Raw genomic sequence first — 24,161 nt, forward strand, 5'->3', positions numbered from 1 at the left:
AATAACCAGGCGGTTATTGATTGCAATCACTTAATTACTTTTTGATGGGTTATACTTGTCATGGTATATAGTGTTTTGTTGTCAACGATTTACTTTCTGCCGCTGCAGTTAGGATAACCATGAAACTAGAGCACGTTCTTAATTACCTGAATTCTTTTGAGAAAAACCCATTTCTCAAGTGCATTGATAATATCATTTCTGAAAAGCCTAAGAATTTCAAGGAAGTAGACAAAATCCTTAATCAACTGGATGGTCGGTTGAAAAATGCCGACAGTGCGAGTGTGGGCCTTGTTTTGGGGCTTGTAGAGGACGAGTTTTCTCAGTTGGTAAGAGAGGAATTTCTAAATACAACGACTCAGTTGGATATCCTCATCGATATCATTAATCGAGACGGTAATTCTTTGATGAAGCGAGAGTGGCTGGGGCAATTGTACGATAAGGAGATCAAGAAAATAAAGAGTAAGCTCAAGGACTTTAAAGCCCTCTTAGAGGAAGAAGCTACAGACGGGCGGCTGAGAGATTACCGTATCTATTCAGAATGCCTTAAAACGGCCTATCATAACGATAGAGAAAACAATCAGGAGAACAAAATCACCAATGATGAGCAATCGATCCTGGTAACTCTTGCACGCCAGCTAGAGCTTTCCCACGAAGAGATAAAGCTAATCAATTATTCTATCCTCCCTCTCGAGAAGTTAGATGTTGATGAAATCATTAAATACCTTACCGGTATTGGGGTTATTTTTTATTCCAGAAAGAACCATCAAATTTATGTAGCAGATGAGGTTGTTCGCGTTCTCCGGAAAATCAGAGGTAAGGAAATCCCTGATAAGATTTTCCGTATAGTGCTTAAGCAGCTGAAAGACAGCCAGATTAATCAGCTCAGCCGTAAGCACAATATCAACTGGAAACTCTCTAGAGAAGAAAAAATAAAAGAGATTATCGATGAAGGCATTAGCTTCCGGGGAGCTATCTCTAATGGCATTTTTAAAGATGATGTGAGCAAAACGGATCGGAAGAATTTTGTCAATGAGTTAGTGGAAAAGCGTTTAAGTATAGAGGAGCGTATCAAAGGGTCTACGATGGAGGCGAAGCTTGGTAGTTTGATAGAATACTTCGAACGCAAAGAAAGAGATGGGGCGATCAGTATATCCATCAGTGGTTACGATAAGTTAATGCAGGATCTGGCTAGGACGAACAAAACGCTCAAGAAGAAAATTAAAACAGCCTTTGAACTACAAGAAGAAGATGTTTTGGGTGCTAAATTTCTATTGAATTACAACATCAAACCGATGGACATCCTCTACTTGATGGAGGATGAGGAAATAAAGCAATTTTGCGAAGCACAATCTATTTCTACTCGAGGTAGTGAGGTGCAGAATATCCTGGCTCAATACAAAGATGTAGAAAATCTCTTCATTGAGAACTACGTAAATATTGCCATGCGCAACTACAACTTACTTGTAGAGAACGGATTGGATATCAAAGAAGCTGATCTTGGAATCAAATTTGAAGAGGTGACAAAGACCATCTTCCGAAAGCTCGGCTTCACCATCGCGGATGATCTTAGAAAAACGATCAATACTGCCAAAGACAAGATGGATATCCTACTAAAGGACAAAGACGAGTCGGTCATTGTCATAGAGTGTAAGTCTATCAAGGAGCGCGGGTATAATAAATACAGTGCTGTATCACGCCAAATGAAGGCCTACAAAGCCTTGGCGGAGAAGAATAGTCTGATTGTCAAGAAGCTCTTCCTGATTGCCCCAGAATTCACAGATGACTTCGTGAATGAATGTGGCCTCGATTATGAACTCAATCTTTCCCTCATTACAGCAGATACCCTCCTGGACATTTACCAAGTATGCCAGGAGAGTGGAAACAAGACCGTTCCAATTTCCTTACTTATGCGAGATGTGCTGATTGATAAGGAGCGGGTTTTGAAGGCGTTGGGGAGGTAGGAGCAGGTGCTGGTTTTTCTAAAAATCACAAGCCCTCATCCACCCTCTCCTTAAATATTTTCGGCTGGTCGATATGCAAACCAAGCACTTTGAAGGTTTTCTTCTTTCCGTAGAGGCTCGTCAATTCGTAGGTGCGATTTAGGTGGATGATCACATTGTGACTTTCCATTTCGCCTAAAGGCGAAAGCTTTTCCGACAAGGAATCTTTAGCCAAGGGTTTTCTTGAAAGTTCAATATGATCGATGTCTGAAAAGGAGATTTCCACTTCACTTAGAATGCCATACTTGAGTGACAGACGGTCTTCATGGATAGAAATGGGCCTCCTGGAGAGCGATTTTGCAAAGCCTAATAGCTGAATACCGGTGTAAATACTCAAGGTTGTCAAAAACCAGGCGGCGATGTTGCTCCAGCTAGCAAGTAAAAGATGAATGGCGACGGTCTCAATACCAACAATGAAAATAAATATTCCGAGCAATGCCGGCGTGCCGCTTCTCTTGTGGTAGGTAAACTCATTGTCTTGAAGTGGCCGCTTCCTCCAATGGATAAAACCGTAATAAATGACGGCAACTTCGGTCGCAAATGGCACCGCAAGTTTTGTAGGAAGAATTTCGCTGCACGTACTTTTCAACGTGTTATAAAGATCAGGTGTAGCACCTTTTAATCCTTTATAAGTCTTGATCGCCTTACGAACCTTAAAGACCACAAAAATTAGTATTGAAACTTCAATGACAGGTAAAACCCAAGCCTTAAAGATGGTCAAATAGGTTTGACTGTCTTGTGGCAGCAGGTACGAACCAATCAAAAGCCCAATAATCATCACCGGGACGACCGTTGTCTTGGGGATCTCCGTTTTCCGAATAAGAAGAAAGTAAACCAACGGAACAGTAAACAACAAATCAGCTGTAATTGCAAGGTTAATCGTGTCGCTACTCCCCGTCAAAAAGGAAGAATTTATGAATAAGATAAGCACGCCAAAAAGGCTTAATGGAATCCCAAAATTGATAAGGTTCCTATTGAGGTTGATGGTCTTATTCATATCGTTTGTTTTAGCGCGTTGCATAGTGGATAGTGCAATGTGGCCGAAGTAATTACTCGCACAAGCAAGTGTATTCCGCAGCAGGTAAAGATAACCCAAATTGATGTCTAGTTCATTGTAATTGAGAGCGAAAAGCTCTAACCCTGAATTTATTTTTTATATTAGCCTAACGAATAACAGCCGCTTCTGTAAATATATCCAGACCACTTAAGTAACGGATATAAAGCAGCAGCAGCCCCGCGCTTTTTATTTTTTTTCACCTTAAATATTCTATTATGAAAAATTATGCAATTTGTTTATTCCTGCTTTGTGCAGTAGGTCTCACCACTGCTTATGGGCAGGTAAAGTTTGGTCTTAAGGGAGGGCTTACCCTCTCCAACGCGGTCATCAAAGGCGGTGGTATTGAGTTGGATACCGACATTCTTACGACTTTTCATATAGGAGCTGTCGCTGAATTTGGTGTTTCCGAAAACATCGGTATTAATACAGGTCTTTTGCTCACTGGGCGAGGCTACAAATACACCTTCGATTTTCTCGGTACTTCTGAGGAGTTTAAAAACTCGCTGATGTATGTCCAGATTCCGGTAAATGTTATTTACAACGCAGACTTGTTCTATTTTTCTGCTGGTCCTTACTTAGGTATTGGCGTAGCCGGAAATTCTGATAATGGAGACGAAAAAGTTGATGTAGAATTTGGTAATGGAGAAGACGATGATGTAAGTCCTATGGATATTGGCCTCAACGTGGAATTGGGCGTTAACCTGAATAATGTACGCTTAGGTCTTGGTTACGGATTGGGCCTTTTCAATACCGTACCTAGTGATCAGCAGGATGGAGAGGACGAGGATTTCAAGGCGACCAATAATGCCATCAATGTAAGTGCTACTTACTTCTTTGGTGGGTAATTGCCTGTTTATAAAGCAAAAAATAAAAAGCCTCAGTCATTTATGATTGGGGCTTTCTATTATATTTCTATCTGTGACCTAAATTTCAGTATTTCGAACTTTCGCAACCAACAACCATCTAACCATCAACCATCCAACCCTTAAAGATGTTGACTATTTGTTTATTATAAATCACCCCAAATTTATCCCCAAGTGAAGTACCTCCTCACCTTGGTATTGGCAAGCTGTGCTTTCATCGGCAGTAGCCAAGTTCAACCCATTTTAGAAGCCCCTCCCCGGCGCATTGACCTACTCAAAATAGATGGCCGCAATGCCGTAAAGAGCGTCTTGCACGCCTATTCAGGGCCAGCACGTTGGAAAAAGAAAGAATGGCTCATCGCCGGTGGTGTTGCCTTAGGTACTTACGGTCTTTTTCTCTTGGATGAAGAGGCCAATCCTTTTTTCACTAAACAGCACGATGACATTCCCGGAACCGTTCAGGATTTAGCCTTTTACTTTGGTAAACCGCAGTACAACTATGGCCTCACTGCGGCCGTATACGGTGTCGGGTTGCTCACCAAGAATGAGAAAATCCGCAAAACGGGCGTCTTGCTCATCGCTTCCGCTACGACAGCAGGCCTTATCCAGTCGGTCAGTAAAACCGTTGTCGGCCGGGCGCGGCCCAGCACCGGCGTCGGAAATAGCGATTTTGATTTTTTCAACGGCACGCCCGATTATCATTCTTTTCCCTCCGGGCATGCTATCCTTGCATTTACTACAGCTCATGCGCTGGCCCGCAGTGTCCATAACCCTTGGCTCAAAGTTGGTATCTATAGCCTGGGCGCTGTCACCCCCGTTTCTCGCTTGTGGACCAACGCCCATTGGCTGTCCGACATAGGCCTAAGCTTAGCCATCAGTATCATCTCCGTAGATAGCGTGTACAATTATCTTCATGCCAGCGGCGATTACGACCACCAGCCACGTATCTCCTGGCGCTTACAGGCAGGCCCTTCCTCGGTAGGTTTAGTTGGCACCTTTTAAGGTGTAAAGGTTGGAAAAGTGTAAAAGTTAGCCCGAACCTAGCACCCATCCGCACCCCGCACGTCGCACCTAGCACCCCGCACGTCGCACGTCGCACCAAGTCACACCCCGCACCTTGGACCCATTCCCCCTTTCCAAGTCAAAATCTACCTATTCGAGAGCATTCCCATAGTGAGTTTGCCTAGATTGCCCAAGATTCTGTATTTTAGGCTATCAAAATAAACTAACAATATGCCAAGTTACAGTCTAAGTATCAATGGGCAAGCCCACGAGGTGGAGGTTGCCGAGGATACGCCCGTGCTTTGGGTGCTCCGGGATCATATCAAATTATTAGGCACCAAATACGGTTGCGGAATCGGTCAGTGTGGGGCTTGCACCATCCACCTGGATGGGTTGGCGATGCGGTCTTGCTCTGTACCTGTTTCCTCGGTGGGTAGTCAGAAGATTACTACCATCGAAGGGCTTTCCGAAAAAGGCAATCATCCCGTTCAGCAAGCCTGGATCGAGCATGATGTGCCACAGTGTGGCTACTGCCAGGCCGGACAGATCATGAATGCTGCCGCTTTACTCGCAGATACACCTAGCCCCAGTGATAAAGAAATCGCTGCTCGGATGAATGGTAATATCTGCCGCTGTGGCACTTACACCCGTATCCAAAAGGCCATCAAGACGGCTGCTGAAAAAATGAGCTAAAGTCAAAAAAAAAAACGGATTCTCTGACAATTTTTGTGTTGAGAGTCAATCGAAAGCAAAAATCACGCTCCTTATCAGTCGCTTACGATTTTTACTTTAGCTTGACCACAAAAATTGTCAGAGAAGGAAAATCCAGTACAATGAAAGTTAAAACACAACATAATCGCCGATCTTTCTTGAAAGTATCGGCTGCCGCTGGAGGAGGATTGGTACTCGGATTCAGCTGGCTGGCTGGCTGTTCGCCTGCCGAATCGGAGATTGCCGAAGAGGTAGCCCGTCAAATGCCGGAAAACTGGTTTGATATCAATGGTTTTCTCAAAATTGGCGACAATGGCCTCGTAACCATTATGTCGCCTAATCCAGAAATCGGACAAAACGTCAAAACTTCCATGCCGATGATCGTCGCCGAAGAGCTTGATGTCGCTTGGGAAGACGTTATCGTAGAGCAAGCCGGCCTTGATACCGACAACTTCACCCGCCAACTGGCAGGTGGGAGCCAGTCGATTCGCTTTGGCTGGCCAGGCTTGCGCAGAGCTGGAGCTGCTGCTCGTCATCTACTCGTAGCTGCTGCCGCAGAAAAGTGGCAAGTGCCAGTAGAAGAATTAACGACAGATAATGGTATAATCACCCACGCTGCTACGGGCCAGACCATTGGTTACGGCGAGATCGCTTCCGCAGCAGCTGGCATAGAAGTTCCCGAAGAAATAGCCCTCAAAGAACCCGCTGATTTTAAAATCATTGGTCAAGGGAAAAAGAATGTCGATGGACGAAAAATAACAAAAGGCGAGCCCTTGTTTGGTATCGATGTGCAGCGAGAAGGTATGCTCACTGCGATGATCATTCATCCACCCGCTTTTGGTATGAAACTCAAAGCTTACGATGCCACTACCATTAGTAGTATGCCTGGCATTAGCAAGGTCTTTACGATTAACGCCGACAAAGAAGGCGTAGAAAAGCAATGGTCAGACACCAATGCCTTCCCGGAATTGATCGCTATTGTAGGTGAAACCACCTGGCAGGTGATGAAGGCCAAGAAAGCTTTGCAGGTCGAATGGGAGCAAGATACCCCTCCGGAAAGCAGCCCTGAATTGCAACAAGCACTGGTGGCATTGATGGAGACCACTCCTAAGGAAGCAGCCCGTAAAGATGGCGACCCAACAGGGGCTTTTGCTGCTGCTGCCCAAGTGATAGAAGCCACATACACGGCCCCTTTCTTGGCGCACAATACCATGGAGCCCATGAATTTCTTTGCGCACGTGACCGCCGATCATGCCGAATTAGAAGGGCCTATCCAGACCCCCGAATTCTTGCGTCCTACGGTGGCTGCTCTGGTGGGTTTGCCCGAGGAAAAAGTGTCTATCATGATGACCCGCATGGGTGGTGGTTTTGGCCGCCGACTCTACGGCAATTTTGGGGTAGAAGCCGCCTTGATCTCCAAAGAGATGAACGCGCCGGTAAAACTCCTATACACGCGAGAGGATGACATGACCCAAGGCACCTATCGCCCGGATTACCGTGTGACGTATCGCGCAGCACTTGATGAGAATAACGAGCTAATTGGTTTCCATGTTCGTGGTTCCGGCACCAATGGTAGCCCTGTCTTTGCCAACCGGTTTCCTGCCGGAGCGGTAGACAATTACCTGGCTGAAAACCTTGAAAAAAGCTCCAATATTTCTACTGGCGCCTGGCGCGCACCGCGCTCGAATTTTATCGCTGGTGCAGAGCAAGCTTTCCTGGATGAGGTAGCTGAAGCAGCAGGAAAAGATCCTATCGAATTCCGTTTGGAACTCTTTGATCGTGCGATAGCAAAGCCAGTAGGAGAGGAGAACGACTACGAAGCAGATCGCTACGCAGGTGTGCTCAAGCTGGTAAAAGAAAAGGCTGGCTGGGGTGCCGAACGGGTAGGTGTTCATCGCGGGGTAGCGGCTTATTACTGCCACAACTCTTATGTAGCTCAGGTCGTGGATGTAGTTATGGAAAACGATCGCCCCAAGGTAGATAAAGTATGGTGCGCCGTAGATTGTGGCATTGTGGTCAACCCGGAGGGGGCCATCAACCAGATCGAAGGGGGCATTATTGACGGCATCGGCCACGCTATGTACAGCGCCATTACCTTCGAAGATGGCAAGCCTCAACAGCGCAATTTTGACAAGTACCGCCTGATTCGTCATACGGAAGCACCCCGCGAAATTGAGGTCTTCTTCGTCGAAAATGGTATCGATCCCACAGGTTTGGGCGAGCCATCGCTGCCACCGGTTATCGGAGCACTGGCAAATGCGTTGGCCAAAGCTACTGGCGAGCGATTGTATCACCAGCCTTTTGAACTGAACTCAGAGGAAGTACTGGGTTAGTAAGAGGTACGAAGCAGGTAAGAGTGGATATGTCAGGTAGGAAGTGTCATTGATTTGGCATCCCCCGGCCTAAGAGCTTATTTGGTAGAGCCTGATTAGTCGAAATCGAGCAAAATTTATTCTGATTGAGGCTCAAGGAAGGAGCATAGCCGTAGCTAAGTGACTGATCGCAGAACGAAGAGCAGGATGAAATTTGCCGATTGCAGACAATTGAGGCCCTACCAAACAAGCTCTAAGAGCCGGGCCGGGCTATCCGCTCTTATACGCCTCCGCTTTGCTACGCGCATACCGCTACTATCCCTGGCTGTGCTCGCTCCGCTGCGCTTTGAAAACAAGTGATAGGGTTTATTCAATCTCGAAAGAAATCATTGAGAAGCATAAGGTTGATATCGAACACTTTTTAAATAAAGTGGGTAGTCAACTGGGGTTGAGAAATTTCCCCGCCCATGCAGAAGTAAGAATAGATGAAAACGGAAAAATTGTGCCTATTGAAATCAATCCTTTAAGATTTGGTGGTTGGTGTACTACTGGCGATTTGTTAGGGGTAACCTTAGGTTTTAACGCCTACAAATGCTTTTATGAAAACAAAAAGCCAGACAGGGAGGAAATATTTGATTACAAAAAAAGAAATGATGAATACCCTGACCTTTTTCCGCTACGGCATTCTATTACTGGCTTTCGGAGCATTACCTGGTTGGTCGGTGTCTCAGGTTTATGTCGACCTTTTAGTAGGAGCCCATCCTCAGTTTTTGAATGATGGGGGAGCTTCCGTTCATATCAACGGAGCGATTGGCTACCAGGGAAGTACGAACGTGGGATATGGCGTCTGTTTTGGAGGGATGAGTGTATTGTCGGTAAGCACCACTCGATCTTTTTCCACCTTTGGGGTACAGTATCGGTGGCTCGGTAATCAGCGCCATAAGTATTTTGCAAAAGCAGAATTTGGAACGCTACTTAACGCTAGTTACACCACTGATGGCCCTTATCTCTATGAATACGAATCAGGCTTTAATCCTTATTTTCGGATTTATACAGGCTACCGTTTAGGGCGATTTACGGTAGCGCTCAACTATACCCGGATTACGCCTTTTTCTGAAAGCATCTTGGCCTATGATGAAAATACAGGTGATTTTTTGCCCACTAATGATATCCGACACCGAGACCAGCATGACTTACAGCTGTCTATAGGCTTTATGCTAGATAACTTTCGTCCGATAAAGAAGATTCGGTAAGATTCGCTTATCTTAGAGAGGCTCGATTGGGGTTTATTCCGATTTGGTGTGTTTATTCCTAATTCTAAACGATACAAAATGGAAAATCAAACAACAACAATTCCAAAGTGGTATTGGGCCGTAGCTGTCATTTTTTTACTCTGGAACCTGATGGGTGTAGGTTCGTTTTTTTACCATGTGTTCATTACGGAAGAAGCCTTAAGCGCTTTACCTATCGCAGAGCAAGATCTTTATCGAAGCTATCCATTTTGGACAAAAATAGCTTTCGCTGTTGCGGTCTTTGGAGGTCTAGCTGGCTGTATAGGCTTGTTGATGAAGAAAGGATGGGCCAGAATGGCTTTTATCATTTCGCTAGCTGGCATCATCCCGCAAATGAGCTATGACTTGTTTATTAGTAACGCAAAAGAAGTCTATGGTGAGGGTACAGAATATATGCCTATTTCCATTATCGTAGTGGGGGTGTTTCTCGTTTGGTTTTCTTCCTATGCAGTCAAGAAAGGTTGGTTGAGATAGGTATTCCCCTCAGCCAGTGATAGTAGTGGAATGCGCGGAGCTTGGCGAGCACATTATAACGGATAGCGCGGTGCCTTGGCAGGCTGCAAAATAATTACCACCGTGCGAAATTTTGAAATTTGTATTTGTGTTGTTCCCTTCCTTCTCTTCAACTGTTCTACCTTTGCGGAAAATAAAAAAGTTTAACATGTCCTACCAAAATCTGCTGGTGACCGAAGAGGGTCCCTTTCTCACTGTAACGATCAACCGCGAGAAGGCGCTTAATGCCTTGAATCAACAAACGATGAGCGATTTGGCGCAGTTTTTTGGTGAAGATTTGCCTCAACGTAGTGATGTTCGGGGAGTGATCCTTACTGGTGCTGGCGACCGTGCTTTTGTAGCAGGTGCTGATATCAAGGAGTTTACCAGTCTGGAAGGAGAAGGAGGTGCCAATATGGCCCAACGTGGACAGGATGTCTTCTTTTTGATTGAGCGTTCGCAGGTGCCTGTGGTGGCGGCTATTCAAGGGTTTGCACTGGGTGGTGGTTGTGAGTTGGCCATGGCCTGTCACCTGAGAATAGCAGGAGAGAAGGCACGTTTTGGTCAGCCTGAAGTGAATTTAGGAATTATCCCTGGTTACGGGGGCACGCAACGACTGATCCAATACATTGGCAAAACAAAAGCAACAGAATTGATGATGACCGGCGATATGCTGGGCGCAGAGGATGCGCTGCGGCTTGGCTTGGTCAATTATGTTGTAGCTCCTGGTGAGGAAATAGCCAAGGCGAAGGAACTTCTACAAAAAATTGCCACAAAAGGCCCACGCGCAATCGCTAAAGTGATCGAAGCCGTCAATGCCTATTTTCAGTACGATGTCGATGGGTTCGCTAATGAAGTTAGTGGTTTCGGAGATGTCACCAAGACCGAAGATTTCAAGGAAGGTGCGCAAGCTTTTGTTGAGAAGCGGGCTGCTAATTTCACAGGGAAGTAGGGGGGGCGCTGCGCTCACGGAGATGCTTGCTGCTCTCGCGGTTTTTGCAACTCCCTAGATGATGTATCTCCTCTTTAAATCTGGATCACGTTTTAGCTAGTTCTTTGGAGAATCTAAAACCAATTAACTTAGCCCCGTGAGCGCAGCGAACACTAAAACCCTCCTTCCATCATAAATGGCAGGCGCATTTGCATACCTTGGCCATCAGACATTTCCTTTAGGTAGTTGTAGTAAGGGTAGAAGCTGCCCAACTGTTCCTTGAGCGCCATCTTTTGCAGTGCATCCTGAGGATTAAGCAATTCGTTGGCCAAGCGCTCCCAAGGGTGTTGTGGTGTGGGATAGGTGGTGGTGTGGTAATCCTCTAAGCTGGCTAGTTCTGCTGCTTTTGTGATGGCGGCATCTAGGTTGCCTAATTCATCTACCAGGCCAATTTCTTTTGCGGTGGTACCAACCCATACGCGGCCTTGTGCAACACTATCTACAGCAGCAACGGGCATTCCACGGCCTGTACTTACTCTACTAAGGAAGGTTTCATACATCTTTTGGGTACGTGCCCGCAAGAGGGCTTTTTCTCCTTCTGACATATCGAATGCAGGGTTGATACCTGCGGCAAATGGGCCAGTTTTTACACTGTCGAAATGAACGCCTATTTTTTGCTTGAGCAATTCTTGAAACTGTGGAATAGCACTCACCACACCGATACTGCCGGTAATGGTACTAGGTTCGGCAAGAATATGATCAGCAGGAGCTGCGATGTAGTAGCCGCCGGAAGCAGCAACGGCTCCCATAGATACGACCAGTGGCTTACCGCTGGCCTTGAGGTCCATAAGGGCTTGCCAAATATGATCAGAAGCCATGGCGCTACCGCCGGGAGAATTGACACGAAGTACAACTGCTTTGACGCTTTCGTCGTTCTTGAGTTCTTCGATGAGCTTGACGTAGGTTTTGTCACCGACCTGCGCCACCTGGCCTTTACCGTCGACAATGACTCCTTCAGCCATTAGCAAGGCGATTTTTTCACCACCGTGATTCACATCTTCCAATAATGGGTTGTAGTAGCCGCCTAATTTGACAAAATTGATATCGTCATTGCTATCTAGACCGATTTGGCCGCGCAATTGATCGAGTAATTCTTCGCGGTAGATAATTTGATCTACTAGCCCCGTGCTTAGCGCATCATCAGGGTCTATACCTGCGTAGGTAGCCGCTAGTCTGTCAAGGGCCGCTGTGGAAAGTCCTCTGGTTTCGCTTACATCCTCGAGCATTAGGCGATACATTTCTCCCAAGAAAGCGCGAGTTTGATCTTTGCTAGGCTCCGACATGCTGTTGCGGCGATAGGGTTCAGAAGCACTTTTGTAGCGGCCCGCAAAAAAGACTTCATAGTCTACACCAATGCGGTCCAGTACATCTTTGAAAAAGGGATACTGAGCAGAGAATCCACGCCAGTCTACCACGCCTAGAGGTGCCAGTGTTACCTTGTCAGCAGCAGAAGAGAGGTAGTAGCCCCCTTGGGCATAATAAGGAGCATAGGCGTAAATGAATTTGCCACTGGTGCGGAAATCCACTAGCGCCTCACGAATAGCGCGCATGGTCGTAAAGCTGGCCATCGGCATTTCTGGTTCGAGAAAGATACCTTTTATCTTGTCGTCGTTTTTAGCTTTTTCAATAGCCTTGATAATGTCGCGCAGCCCCAGCGTACGTTCAGGGTCAAGCTCAAAACTTGCGGTTTCAACATTGTCCATTAATTCAGGAATCGCCTGGTTCAGCTTGAGGTGTAAAACCGAATTAGCGCTTACCGGAGTAGCTTGGTCAGCCTTGCCGGCCAGGGCTCCTATACTGCCAACGACAATAAAGAAAATTACGAAAAGGGCAATGAAAGTGCCCAGGCACGAAGCAAAAAGAAACTTGAAGAATTGACGCATGCTGTTTTGTTTGGGAACGCGAAATTTGGGATGAAAAAATCACGAACACAAGGTATCCATTGCATCTTGGATGCAGGCCTTTATTCGATGAAGAACGAGCTTCTGTAGACTAATTTAATAACGGCTTCCACCCTTGGCTATCGCTAACCACTGGTAAAGGAAGATACCGATGAATAAATACATCATAAGATTGTCGGCCATCTCATGATTTCCTAGGAATACCGTGACTACCCCCAAAACCCACAAGGCCCCTAGTAAGATGGTTGACCCCACTAGAATGCGTTGGTCTTTAGGCGTCCGTCCGGCAAACATAGAAGACAGGGGAATCATCATTGCAATAGCACCAATGCCTGAGAACAGATAACCCTCGTGTTGCACATTGCTAAAAAAGTGGATGCCAATAAATACTAAGGCTACTGCCAGCAGGGCACCAACCAGCCGTGCGCTTATTTTTGCCTTTGGTTTTAATAAGTATTTGCCGAAAGGGTGTAAAAACAGAAAGAGGTTAGAGATAGGTTCAAAGAACCAGGTGGACAAGGCAAAAGCGATGTAGGCGTAGAGAATAGGGTTGAGGAAGGGAGCTAAATCGGGGTTGTTTTGTGCGATGTTATTCACTACGCGGTAGCCAAGATAGATACCGATGATAAAAGCCCATTGGTATTGTGCTGTAAGGCGGTTCATCCAGAATACGTAGCGTAAAAACTGCCGGTAAAAGAAATTTTTAGCTTTGATGGCTTCCATCATCCCGGCTTGGGCATATTCGAAATTGGGCTGCAGGCGGAGCGCTTCGGCAAAATGCTCTTGTGCTTCCTGCGCGCGACCGGTTTCTAATTTTGACCAGCCCAGATTAGCGTGTGTATAGCTGTTTTCCGGCTGGTGTTCCAGCGAAGTGGCAATGGTATCAAGTGCATCTTCGGCTTTTTCCAGTTTTACCAGTGCTCGAGCACGAACGTTGAGACAAAAGGTGTTTTCGGGGTCGAGGCCAAGGCCTGCATTGGCTGCTTCAAGGGCACCTTGATAATCCTTGGTCGCCAGTTTCAGTTCTCCTAAAACGCCACGATAAGCGCCTACGACGGGGTTCAGGACGATGGCGTTTTCTATTTCTTTTATGGCTTCCGGCTCTCTGTCGAGTCGGAAGAGGATCAATGCTCTTTGAGCAATCAGTTCGTCATCATTTNNGCCCGGGAATTGATCTCCAGCGCCTCTTCGTGTTGGTCTTGCGCAGAGAGCACCTCTGCCAGAAGGAAGAGTGCATAAACCTCGTCGGGGTTTTCACTTAGATGCTGTCGGACTTCCCGTTCAGCTTCCGGAAAACGTTGCTGGTTATAGTAGAGCTTTGCTTTTTGGAGACTGTGGTCGTTGCTCATAGGGTTATTTCTTGACTTTGAGGTAGGAGAGGATATCGTCGTAAAGGCCACTTTCGTTGGCGTAAAGTGCATAGTTGCGAGCAGTGTTGAACCATTCGCGGGTAGTTGCTTTGTGTACTTTAGCAGCCTTGAGCAAGTCTTTGGTGGCAATAGGATCAGGAATACCCGTACTGAAGGAAGCCTTTAGCTTGTCTTCAATACATCGATCGATGACGGCTTGTAAATCCGCACCGGAAAAGCCTTCTGTTTTTTTAGCAACGGAGGATAAGTCTACTTTACCCAATGGTTTGCCCGCCAGCATTATTTGCAAGATAGCTTCCCGTCCTTTTTGGTCAGGTGGCTCCACGAAAAGGATTCGATCAAAACGACCGGGACGGCGAAAAGCGGGATCCATGTGCCAAGGAGCATTGGTGGCTCCGATAACCAGCAGGCCATCGTTATTAGCATCTACACCATCCAACTCTGATAGGAACTGATTGATTAGTTGCCGACCAGCAGATTGACGCATATCTGAACGGCTGGCACCCAGGGCATCTACTTCATCGAAGAAAAGCACACAGGGCGCTTTGGCGCGAGCTTGTTCGAAAAGTTGGTGCAGGTTTTTTTCGCTGCTGCCAATCCACATATCCAGAATGTCGCTAATGCCAACACTGATGAATTCTGCATTTATTTCACCTGCTGTTGCTCGTGCCAGGTGGGTTTTTCCACAGCCGGGAGGGCCGTACATCAGGATGCCACCACCGATTTTTTTGCCATAAGCGGCGTACAGTTCTTTGTGTTCCAGTGGTTTGATGATCTTAAGGCTGATTTCGTCCTTCACGCGATCCATACCACCGACATGCTTGAAGTTGATGCCGGGGCGACTGCTTCGCAAAGCATCTTCATCAATACCGTCATCGGCATCAGCGGAAGCATCAAAGTGGAAATTGCGGAAGGCCTGGTCCAGTTCTTCGTCGCGCAGGGTAGGGTTGGCCCGTACAAGTTCTTGGAAAGCCTGTTGCGCTTCTGCTTTGTTGTCGTTGCGCAAGTAGGCCCGACACAGGAGCAGTTTGTAGTTCTCGGCATCAGGGTCGAGGTGAAGTAATTCTTCGATTACCACGATGGTAACGCCGTATTTTTCCTGGTGGAAATAAGCTTTGGCTAAACCAAATTTTGCGTCCTTGTGCTGTGGACTTAGTCGTAAGACGGCCTTAAACTCCTGCTCTGCTTCCTGGTATTGAAACAGTTGTGCGAGCGACTGAGCGAGGTGCAAACGCAGAGGGATATTATCTGGAGAATGCGCAAGCGCTTCGCGAAGGTTATTGATAGCATTTTGGTCCATGAAGAGGTTGTTTTTTGGAGCGCATTATTGGGACTGGAATAATGTGTAGACATTAGAGCTTGTTGGGGAATTTCATCAGCCCTAACCGTTCAGCAAGAACGCAATCCTAAGCCGTAAAATTCCAAAATATTTGCTCATTTCCAAAATAAATCCTGAACTTGAAGACATGAAAGTAAGTTTTGAGCACGAAAAGCTGGTGGTTTTTGAAAGTGAGCTGATGCAAACCACCTGTACTTTGATCATAGGAGAACGGCATCTGCTGCTTGTAGACCCCAATTGGCTGCCTTCAGAGGTAGAGAAGATTGCGCAGCGAGTCTCTGCATTACAAGGTGATCGGAGTCTTTATCTTTATTTTACACACTCGGATTATGACCATATTATTGCTTACGAACGATTTTGTGACCAAGCTCAGGTGATCGTTTCACAAGCATTGTTGAGTAATCCGGAATGGCACCAGCAGCTAGAAGAGATTCGGCAATTTTATGATCAATACTATCTAGCTCCTCCCTGGCCTGTAAGCTACCCTCAAAGGGCTGATTTGATTATTGCACAGCCCGCAGAGCGACATGAAATCGGGGGAGAGGTCTACCATTTTTATCAAGCCCTAGGACATAACCGTGATGGATTGATCGCTTTTCACGAAACCACAGGTACGCTGATCACGGGAGATTACCTCTGCGGAGTGGAGTTTCCGTTTATCTATTACAGTGTTTTGGCTTACCAAAAGACGCTAGACCTGCTAGGTCGCTTGTTAAACGATTTACCGGTGAAGACTTTAGTGGCTGGCCACGGTGCGGTCACACAAGATAAGCAAGAGATGCAAGCACGTTGGCAAGCATCACAGTGGTATCTGGATGCCCTGGTGGCTTATGGCCGGGACGGGCGCGGTTTCCCGGAAACGGAATTATGGAGGAAGTACCCCTATTTTCAGCACATTCAGAAGAAATACCATCAGGCCAACCTGGCTTTGGCTAAGCGGGAATTGGGAAGGATTTGAACCACCAAAGGCACCCGAGGGCAAATTCATGAATTCGCCTTGAGCCTATTCATACAACAAGTATTTTGCCCTTACCTGATTAAAGGTTTCAAGATCATCTTGCCAGCTGGCTCGGATTTGTTCGGCAGTCCAACCGGCGGTGACCTGTTCGCGGAGGCGACTACTACCGGCGAGTTTGTCTATGAAATGATTGGAGAGGAAAAAGTTTTTCTTGTCGGGATAGTGAGTGTAGGCTTGTAGTAAATAGAAGAGATTAAGCTGGCCTTCTGCACGGATGGCAGCAGGGGTAAGGCGTTCGAGCGAGATTCCATTGCATGTTTCGTTTTCTAGCTTTGGGTATTTAGCGCCTGGCCCGCTACGGGGGGTGAATTTGTAGCTGCCTATGTTGAAGTCAGGGTGTCCGTATATCTGAAATTGGGTATTGGTGCCTCGCCCTACGCTAAAGACGGTGCCTTCAAAAAAGCACAAACTAGGATAGAGGTAAATCGACCTCATATTGGGTAGGTTAGGGGAGGGAGCAACCGGAAGGTCGTAGGAAGTTTGGTGCGTATAGTTGGTACATCTGATAACTGTAAGCTTCGGCTGAAGGGCATTGTCTAGCCAGTTTTCGCCAATAATCATTTGTGCATATTCTCCTACTGTCATACCGTGTACAACGGGCACAGGGTGCATACCTACAAAAGACTGAAAATTTGGGTCGAGGATAGGCCCATCAACATAGTGCCCATTTGGGTTGGGGCGGTCGAGTACCAGTATCGGTACATTGTGTTTAGCACCAGCTTGCAGCACATAATGCAGGGTAGAGATATAAGTGTAAAACCGCGCGCCAACATCCTGGATATCAAAGATCAGTAGATCAATGTTTTTTAAATCCTCAGCGGTAGGTTCTTTGTGTTTTCCATAAAGAGAGATGATCGGGATGCCGGTTTGAGGATCTCGACCATTGGCGACTTTTTCACCGGCGTCAGCATCGCCTCGAAAGCCATGTTCGGGAGCAAAAACTGCCTTGATATCCATTTGGTAAAGAAGAAGAGTATCTACCAGGTGAGTTTTTCCAATGGTAGAAGTTTGATTGACGACCAGCCCCAATCGTTTGCCACGAAGCATTGGCAGGTAGTCTTGCAACTGCTCAGCCCCAACTTGGAGGGTTAGTTCTGGCGTATTCGCTTCCTTTGTTTCAGGGCTGTTTTGGGAAACGACAGCTCCATTTGTAGAGCTATGCTCACCGTTTTGAAGGTCGGTATTTACACAAGCTTGTTGCCAAAAGGCAAAAAGTAGAACAAAAATTTTTATTTTTGCGTTGTACATAATAATCATGGCTAAGAAAGATCAGCGATTTGCAATAGTAGACGTGGAAACAACGGGTGGCCGAGCCTCCCGCGATAAAATTACAGAAATCGGTATAGTTATCCACGATGGTAAGCAAATAATCGACACCTACGAGAGTTTACTTAATCCTCAGACGTATATCCCGGCGGGGATAATACGGCTAACGGGCATTAACCAAGAGATGGTAAAAGATGCTCCGCTTTTCCACGAGGTAGCCCGTGATATTGTAGAATTTACGGAAGGTTCCATCTTTGTGGCGCATAACGTTCGTTTTGATTATGGCTTTTTGCGCGAGGAATTCAAGCGATTGAGTTATACCTATACGCGTAAGCAGTTGTGTACCGTTCGGATGTCTCGCAAGGCTTTCCCCGGTTTGCCTTCCTACAGTTTAGAGAACCTGATTAAGCATTTTGGGATACCTACGGATGCTCGTCACCGAGCGCTAGCAGATGCCTTAGCGACGGCAGAGATACTAGAACGTATACTGGACAAGGAGCAAAACCAGGAGGAAGTGCGCGTGATGGTAAACATGGGTATTAAGGAGTCTAAGCTCCCGAATGGTATTAAACTGGATCAAATTCATGGCTTGCCAGAATCTTGTGGTGTTTACTACCTCCATGATAAAGCCGGTGAAGTAGTGTACGTTGGGAAAAGCATTAATATCAAGAAACGCATTGCGGAACATTTTGCTGATCAAACAGATAAAGGCCGGCGGCTGCAAAAACATGTTGCCGATATAAGTTATGAAGAAACGGGGAGTGAATTAATTGCTCTTTTATTGGAATCCTACGAAATCAAGCGACTTAAGCCTCCGATTAATAGAGCCCAACGGCGTACAAAGTTTCCCTTTGCCATACATTCGTATACCAACAAGGAGGGTTTTGTCTGTCTTGATGTGATTCGGAATAATGCGGAAAACCGTGAGAAATATGAAGTGATTTCAGAGTACCCTAGTATGTCGAGTGCAAAAGGACGCCTCAATTTCCTGGTTAAGGATCTGGAGTTGTGTTCTCGGTTTTGCCACCTGTTTCCGGGTACTGGGGCTTGTTTTCATTATCACCTCAAACAATGCAGAGGAGCTTGTGCTGGCAAAGAAGGTGTGGAAGCATACAACGAACGGGCTTTATTAGCAAAAGAGCGACTCCGTACTGTTTTTGACAGTGATTTTTTATTGTTGGATGAAGGTCGACATACGGAAGAGAAATCAGTAATTTTGGTACAAGAGGGGCACTTCGCTGGATTTGGTTATATTTCTTCAGCAGAAGCCGCTGATCAAGAAACATTAATAGAAGCAGTAAAAACTTACCCTGGCTATCCAGATACTGCCCGTATTATCCAACGTTTTATCAACGATCATCCGAAGGCCAAAATTATTGCACTGTAATGCTAATAGATAAGCGTTAGCGAAAATACAATTACAATTGTCCATTAAAATTATTCGTCCACAAGACTGGTTTGACCTTGCTGCTAAGCCACTATTATTTGATGTTCGTTCTCCTGGAGAGTTTACCGCTGGGCATTGGCCAGGTGCGAAGAGTTTGCCTTTGTTTACGGATATAGAAAGGGCCGAAGTCGGAACATTGTATAAGCAAAGAAGTCCGGATGAGGCTTTTCTGCGGGGTTTGGAATTCTCGGGTAGAAAGATGCGTTGGTATGTAGAAGAAGCACGAGCGCAAACGAAGGAAGATACTTTGGCAGTGCATTGTTGGCGCGGAGGGCAGCGGTCACAAAGTATGGCTTGGCTGCTAAGTAAGGTGTTTCGAGAAGTATTAGTTGTAGAAGGAGGATACAAAGCGCTACGTAATAGAGGCCGGCAAAATCTTGCTGAGTTTGAGGTGCCCATGTTCATGCTAGGAGGCCCAACGGGCTCTGGCAAGACTAAAATATTACACGAATTGCAAGTACAGGGAGGGGCCATTTTGGATTTAGAGGCAATGGCTCATCACAAGGGGTCTTCTTTTGGTGCCTTAGGAGAAGAAGAGCAACCTACTGTTGAGCAATTTGAGAACGATCTTTTTTATCAATTTCACAGCCTAAAAGCAAGTCCCCAGCCAATTTGGTTGGAAAATGAAAGTAAATCTATTGGCAGGGTCTATTTGCCGAATGAATTGTGGCAAAAGATGTTGACGGCACCTTTGGTGCAATTAGCTATTCCGTTGGATTGGCGAGTTGAGAATCTGGTAGCAGATTATGCCAATTTCAAAAAGAAAGACTTAGTCCTCGCTTTTGAACGAATCCGTAAACGTTTAGGGGGGCAACACCTTAATGCTGCGTTGAAGGCATTAGAAAAAGATGATTTTGCTACGGCTGCCAGCATTGCTCTCAAATATTATGACAAAGCCTACCTCTCCAGTTTAGCGAAAAATGGGCAGGAGCCTGATTGGATTCTTAAACCAGAGGAGAATGACCCTAAGGCTATTGCTAAAGCATTGTTGACTTGGCAGGAAGCACAAAGAGGGCTGAAATCATGAAAACTATTGGTCTTTGGGTTGAGTGTGGCGGCCGCGATGACCATAAATGTTTTGTGGTGATTGCGAGAGGGGGAGAGATTGTGTATTGAGTGCCTCCCACGACCCGCATGGCGGGACCCACCCTATATCTGGTGAATCCAGTCCGAACACCGCACATCTCTGCTAACCTTAGCAAGAGACACGCTATCACACCCTCTCTTCAGTGAATTGAAAAGAGGCCTACATTGCGTAAAAAAACCGATGATTGTCTCTGCGACCGTGCAGAGGGTAGTTACCGCTGATTGATGAGCAATCGGTCGATTTGCTCTTTGCAAAGATAGTATTTTATAGTCAAGTAAGCAAATTTTGTGTCTAATTTTTTAATTAAACATAATTTGTTTTCTGTTTGTTTTTCTTGCCCAACAATCCTTTATTCCAATACAACTCAATTACTTTTACATTTTTTGGCAAGCCAGCTATTATCAAATTGCTTTATAACGGGAGCAAAGGCCCCAAATATCAAACCTTCAACTGAAAGATGTCAACCCCAAATCAATTTCCATTAACGCAGTACAGTCATGGTGCTGGCTGCGGCTGCAAAATTTCGCCACAGGTTTTAGATACCATCCTTGCTTCTGATCAGGCGAGTCCCCATTTTTCTTCCTTGCTGGTCGGTAATCAAGAGCGTGACGACGCTGCCGTAATGGAGCTAGGGGATGGTAGTGCAATCATAAGTACGACAGACTTCTTTATGCCCATTGTTGATGATCCTTTTGATTTTGGTCGAATCGCTTCTGTTAATGCCATTAGTGACGTTTATGCGATGGGCGGGACTCCTTTATTGGCTATCGCCATTTTGGGATGGCCAATCAATACTATCCCCGCCGAAGTAGCGCAGCAGGTTATCGCTGGTGGCCGACAAGCTTGCCAGGATGCTGGAATCCCATTAGCTGGAGGGCACAGTATTGATAGCCCTGAGCCGATTTTTGGACTTGCAGTGACAGGGCGGGTTGCTGTTGGGGACTTGAAAAAGAATGGCGGAGCTCAGCCGGGAGATTATCTTTTTCTGACCAAGCCTTTGGGGGTAGGTATCCTGAGTACAGCACAGAAAAAAGGGAAGCTGAGGGACGCAGATCAATTCTTGGCTCGGGATAGCATGATTAAGCTCAATAAGATAGGAGTAGCTTTGGCAAAATTACCTTATGTACATGCGATGACCGATGTGACCGGATTTGGGTTGATTGGACACTTGCGTGAAATGATGGACGCGAGTAAAACCAGTGCTCGAGTTATTTTTGATAACGTCCCTCTCATTGATCCAGCTGTTATCCATTATTATTTATCGGAAGGCTGTATCCCTGGAGGCACCAACCGCAATTGGGCAAGCTACAGCCACCGGGTTGGAGATCTAACTGATTTGGAAAGAAATATTCTCTGTGATCCCCAAACAAGCGGTGGCCTGTTAGTAGCGGTGGCTCCTGGCGAATTGCCAGCATTTCAGCATTTTCAACAAAATCAGAACCTAGATTTGTTGCCAATTGGTAGGGTAGAGGAGCAGAGGGATAAATTGGTGTATGTGGAATGATATTTAGGGAGGCCTAAACCACGGTCTTGTTGGTGTTCAAAAGAAAGATTGACATTTAGCATCTTACGCGATGATAGTCATCATCTTCTTTATTGGTAGTATTCTTGTTCTTTAAGCTAATTAGTAAACGCTAATACAATCTTAAATCAATAATTATGAATATCAAAGTGAAAGATTTGATGGTAAAGTCTGTCATCACCACAATGCCGCATAAATCTGTTGGACATGCTCAGTCAATAATGACTAAAAACAAGATTAAGTCTATCCCTGTCATTGATAATGAAAACAATATAAAAGGCATTTTTACGGCCACTGATATGCTCAGTGATTTTTCAGATAACACTCCCCTTAGTCATGTCATGACTACAAAAGTATACACTATCCCTCCTTATTCAGACGTCCATATTGCCGCTCGTGTAATGCGTAACCACAATATTAATCACCTTGTTGTTGCGGATGAACAGAAAATTGTTGGTGTCTTGAGTGCTCATGATCTTCTGAAATTAGTTGAAGACCATCGATTTGTTATGAAAAACGCGCCAACGCCTTCTAAAAAGAAAGGGGGGCGGGATTAAGATTACTTTTAATATCCAAATAGCGAAGCTTGACTTTTACTAAAAGTCAAGCTTCGCTACGTCATAGTTTTTAACAAATGCTCTTACCCTCTGATTTCTTTAATCATCTTTATGGCATCATGGGTAAGTTGTTCGATGCGTGCATAGTCAGGTACACCATTCTTATCCTTGACCATGAGTTGTGAACCCATGCCAACACAGCTTACTCCGGCTTTAAACCAGGCCTCCAGGGATTCACGGGTAGGAGAAACGCCACCAGTAGGCATGATGGATGTCCATGGCTGTGGGCCTTTAATGTCTTTTACAAAACCAGGGCCATATACACCACCAGGGAACAGTTTTACGACTTCACAGCCTAACTCTTCCGCTTCGCAGATCTCTGTAAGAGAGCCACATCCAGGTGACCATAGTACTTTTCTGCGATTACACACCAAAGCGATATCTCTGCGGAAAGCAGGTGTAACAATAAAGTTAGCTCCCATCTGCATGTATAATGAAGCGGTGGCCGCGTCTGTAATAGACCCTACGCCTAGGATCATTTCTGGTAACTCTTTTCTAGCAAAAAGACTTAGTTCACGAAAAACTTCGTGAGCGAAATCACCGCGATTGGTAAACTCGAAAAGGCGTGCACCTCCTCGGTAACAGGCGCTCAATGCCTCTTTGGCAATAGTAACATCTGAGTGATAAAAAACAGGAACTATACCACTGTCCTGCATAGACTGAACAACTTGTATTCTACTAAAATTAGCCATAAAAAATAGGAAGTTTTAATAATGGGGATTCATAGAGAACTAGTTGGTTTCTTAAATTTCCCAACAAGTTCTTAGCCACAGAGGCACGGCGTTTATGGAAAACCTTCCGTGCCTCCGTGGCAGTAAAATTTAACGACTCACACGACCGCTGGCATCACCTCCCATCAATTGCGTTACTTCAGAGATAGTAGCTAGGTTTGCATCGCCATAAATGGTGTGCTTTAGGCATGAAGCCGCAACCGCAAAATCTAGCGCTTTTTGATCGTCGTCAGGATAAGCAATCAGGCCGTAGACCAGGCCACCCATGAAGCTGTCGCCTCCACCTACTCGATCAACGATATGGGTGATTTGGTAAGTTGGTGCCTCAAAGAGCGTTTTACCATCATAAAGTACCCCCGACCAAGTGTTATGCGATGCACTGATCGATCCTCTTAAAGTGGTGATGGCTTTCTTACAGCGTGGAAAACGTTCCATTAGCTGCTGTAAAACAGATAGATAGGCCTTGGCATCAACAGAGTGTCCTTGGGTCACATCGACACCTTTAGGATGAATCCCGAAGTGCTTTTCGGCATCTTCTTCGTTACCTAAAATAATATCGCAACCAGCCACTAGTTCGGGCATTACTTCTTCGGGCTCTTTACCATACTTCCATAGGTTTTTCCGGTAGTTGAGGTCCGTAGAAACGGTAACACCCATACGATTAGCTGTTTGGATGGCCTCTAGGCAAGCATCGGCTGCCCCTTGTGAGATAGCTGGTGTAATACCCGTCCAGTGAAACCATTGTGCATCGGCAAAAACGGCTTCCCAGTCGACCATGCCTTTTTCTATGCTGGCCATTCCGGAGTGTGCTCGGTCATAGACCACTTTGCTACCTCTGCTTACGGCTCCCATTTCCAGGAAGTAGATACCTAGCCGCTCGCCGCCGCGAAGCATGTGTTGTGTACCTACGTTGCGTTTACGCATCTCCATCAGTGCACATTCACCCAAATCATTGGCAGGAATGCGAGAGACAAATTCTGTGGGTATCCCATAGTTAGCTAGTGAAACAGCTACGTTGGATTCACCTCCGCCATAAACAACATCAAAGCTGTTGGCCTGAGAAAAACGTTGCATTGCTGGAGGAGTCAGCCGCAGCATGATCTCTCCAAAAGTGACTACTTTTTTCATATTATTACTTGACTT

The 24,161-nt window shown here is 45.9% G+C and carries 20 protein-coding genes and 1 pseudogene; 14 read left to right on the forward strand and 7 right to left on the reverse strand.

Translation table 11 applies throughout. From position 1 onward, the window contains the following. The first annotated feature begins 119 nt into the window (after positions 1-119). Positions 120-1,961, forward strand: a complete 1,842-nt coding sequence (locus ACRBG0_RS00085; RefSeq protein ID WP_431484898.1) for a hypothetical protein — start codon at positions 120-122, stop codon at positions 1,959-1,961. 25 nt (positions 1,962-1,986) lie between these two features. On the opposite strand, the gene ACRBG0_RS00090 is transcribed toward ACRBG0_RS00085, so the two are convergent. Next, positions 1,987-2,997 carry a hypothetical protein gene (locus ACRBG0_RS00090; protein WP_431484899.1) on the reverse strand — a complete coding sequence of 337 codons (1,011 nt, stop codon included), beginning with the start codon at positions 2,995-2,997 and terminating at the stop codon, positions 1,987-1,989. Positions 2,998-3,272: 275 nt separating this feature from the next. Here ACRBG0_RS00090 and ACRBG0_RS00095 point away from each other — a divergent pair, with 275 nt between their 5' ends. The 8 genes and pseudogenes from ACRBG0_RS00095 to ACRBG0_RS00130 all read left to right on the forward strand — a co-directional run bounded on the left by ACRBG0_RS00095 (position 3,273) and on the right by ACRBG0_RS00130 (position 10,681). Continuing rightward, a complete protein-coding gene (locus tag ACRBG0_RS00095) occupies positions 3,273-3,902 on the forward strand; it encodes a porin family protein (RefSeq protein ID WP_431484900.1) in 630 nt (209 codons plus the stop codon). A 192-nt stretch (positions 3,903-4,094) separates the two neighbouring features. Further along, positions 4,095-4,922 carry a phosphatase PAP2 family protein gene (locus ACRBG0_RS00100; protein ID WP_431484901.1) on the forward strand — a complete coding sequence of 276 codons (828 nt, stop codon included), beginning with the start codon at positions 4,095-4,097 and terminating at the stop codon, positions 4,920-4,922. Positions 4,923-5,153: 231 nt separating this feature from the next. Then, positions 5,154-5,615, forward strand: coding sequence for a (2Fe-2S)-binding protein (locus ACRBG0_RS00105; protein WP_431484902.1), 462 nt, complete (start codon positions 5,154-5,156; stop codon positions 5,613-5,615). A gap of 140 nt (positions 5,616-5,755) precedes the next feature. After that, on the forward strand, positions 5,756-7,966 hold the full coding sequence (locus ACRBG0_RS00110) for a molybdopterin cofactor-binding domain-containing protein (RefSeq protein ID WP_431484903.1): 2,211 nt from the start codon (positions 5,756-5,758) through the stop codon (positions 7,964-7,966). A gap of 325 nt (positions 7,967-8,291) precedes the next feature. Then, positions 8,292-8,483: pseudogene (locus tag ACRBG0_RS00115) on the forward strand (ATP-grasp domain-containing protein); the annotation flags it as partial. 61 nt (positions 8,484-8,544) lie between these two features. Further along, positions 8,545-9,198 carry a hypothetical protein gene (locus tag ACRBG0_RS00120; protein ID WP_431484963.1) on the forward strand — a complete coding sequence of 218 codons (654 nt, stop codon included), beginning with the start codon at positions 8,545-8,547 and terminating at the stop codon, positions 9,196-9,198. A gap of 78 nt (positions 9,199-9,276) precedes the next feature. After that, a complete protein-coding gene (locus ACRBG0_RS00125) occupies positions 9,277-9,711 on the forward strand; it encodes a hypothetical protein (protein WP_431484904.1) in 435 nt (144 codons plus the stop codon). A 187-nt stretch (positions 9,712-9,898) separates the two neighbouring features. Beyond that, entirely contained in the window at positions 9,899-10,681 is a 783-nt protein-coding gene (locus tag ACRBG0_RS00130) for an enoyl-CoA hydratase/isomerase family protein (RefSeq protein WP_431484905.1), read from the forward strand. Positions 10,682-10,833: 152 nt separating this feature from the next. On the opposite strand, the gene sppA is transcribed toward ACRBG0_RS00130, so the two are convergent. From sppA to ACRBG0_RS00145, 3 genes are all read right to left on the reverse strand, one after another. Then, on the reverse strand, positions 10,834-12,603 hold the full coding sequence (sppA, locus tag ACRBG0_RS00135) for a signal peptide peptidase SppA (protein WP_431484906.1): 1,770 nt from the start codon (positions 12,601-12,603) through the stop codon (positions 10,834-10,836). 114 nt (positions 12,604-12,717) lie between these two features. After that, on the reverse strand, positions 12,718-13,749 hold the full coding sequence (locus ACRBG0_RS00140) for a tetratricopeptide repeat protein (RefSeq protein ID WP_431484962.1): 1,032 nt from the start codon (positions 13,747-13,749) through the stop codon (positions 12,718-12,720). A gap of 225 nt (positions 13,750-13,974) precedes the next feature. After that, positions 13,975-15,291: an AAA family ATPase gene (locus ACRBG0_RS00145; RefSeq protein ID WP_431484907.1), complete on the reverse strand. Its 1,317-nt coding sequence runs from the start codon at positions 15,289-15,291 to the stop codon at positions 13,975-13,977. Positions 15,292-15,457: 166 nt separating this feature from the next. Between ACRBG0_RS00145 and ACRBG0_RS00150 the strand changes: the two genes are divergently transcribed. Continuing rightward, positions 15,458-16,288, forward strand: coding sequence for an MBL fold metallo-hydrolase (locus ACRBG0_RS00150; RefSeq protein WP_431484908.1), 831 nt, complete (start codon positions 15,458-15,460; stop codon positions 16,286-16,288). 45 nt (positions 16,289-16,333) lie between these two features. Here the strand turns inward: ACRBG0_RS00150 and ACRBG0_RS00155 are convergent, their stop codons facing one another. Then, positions 16,334-17,605 (reverse strand): exo-beta-N-acetylmuramidase NamZ family protein, encoded by a 1,272-nt coding sequence (locus ACRBG0_RS00155; RefSeq protein ID WP_431484909.1) that lies wholly within the window; start codon positions 17,603-17,605, stop codon positions 16,334-16,336. On the opposite strand from ACRBG0_RS00155, the gene ACRBG0_RS00160 reads away from it, so the two are divergent. The 4 genes from ACRBG0_RS00160 to ACRBG0_RS00175 all read left to right on the forward strand — a co-directional run bounded on the left by ACRBG0_RS00160 (position 17,604) and on the right by ACRBG0_RS00175 (position 22,227). After that, a complete protein-coding gene (locus ACRBG0_RS00160) occupies positions 17,604-19,001 on the forward strand; it encodes an exonuclease domain-containing protein (protein WP_431484910.1) in 1,398 nt (465 codons plus the stop codon). The two genes, ACRBG0_RS00155 and ACRBG0_RS00160, sit on opposite strands and share 2 nt — an antisense overlap. 37 nt (positions 19,002-19,038) lie before the next feature. Next, complete coding sequence (gene mnmH / locus ACRBG0_RS00165) at positions 19,039-20,088, forward strand: tRNA 2-selenouridine(34) synthase MnmH (RefSeq protein WP_431484911.1); 1,050 nt, start codon at positions 19,039-19,041, stop codon at positions 20,086-20,088. Positions 20,089-20,605: 517 nt separating this feature from the next. Further along, complete coding sequence (gene selD, locus ACRBG0_RS00170; protein ID WP_431484912.1) at positions 20,606-21,652, forward strand: selenide, water dikinase SelD; 1,047 nt, start codon at positions 20,606-20,608, stop codon at positions 21,650-21,652. 155 nt (positions 21,653-21,807) lie between these two features. After that, the gene (locus ACRBG0_RS00175; RefSeq protein ID WP_431484913.1) at positions 21,808-22,227 is read left to right on the forward strand and encodes a CBS domain-containing protein; all 420 of its coding nucleotides are present in this window, start codon (positions 21,808-21,810) and stop codon (positions 22,225-22,227) included. Between the two features lie 83 nt (positions 22,228-22,310). Here ACRBG0_RS00175 and ACRBG0_RS00180 read toward each other — a convergent pair whose 3' ends face one another. Together ACRBG0_RS00180 and ACRBG0_RS00185 are read right to left on the reverse strand one after the other, a co-directional pair. After that, positions 22,311-22,979, reverse strand: a complete 669-nt coding sequence (locus ACRBG0_RS00180) for a bifunctional 4-hydroxy-2-oxoglutarate aldolase/2-dehydro-3-deoxy-phosphogluconate aldolase (protein WP_431484914.1) — start codon at positions 22,977-22,979, stop codon at positions 22,311-22,313. Between the two features lie 129 nt (positions 22,980-23,108). Then, the gene (locus ACRBG0_RS00185; RefSeq protein WP_431484915.1) at positions 23,109-24,146 is read right to left on the reverse strand and encodes a PfkB family carbohydrate kinase; all 1,038 of its coding nucleotides are present in this window, start codon (positions 24,144-24,146) and stop codon (positions 23,109-23,111) included. Positions 24,147-24,161: the final 15 nt, after the last annotated feature.

It is taken from the genome of Lewinella sp. (assembly GCF_050633125.1).
GTDB lineage: Bacteria > Bacteroidota > Bacteroidia > Chitinophagales > Saprospiraceae > Lewinella.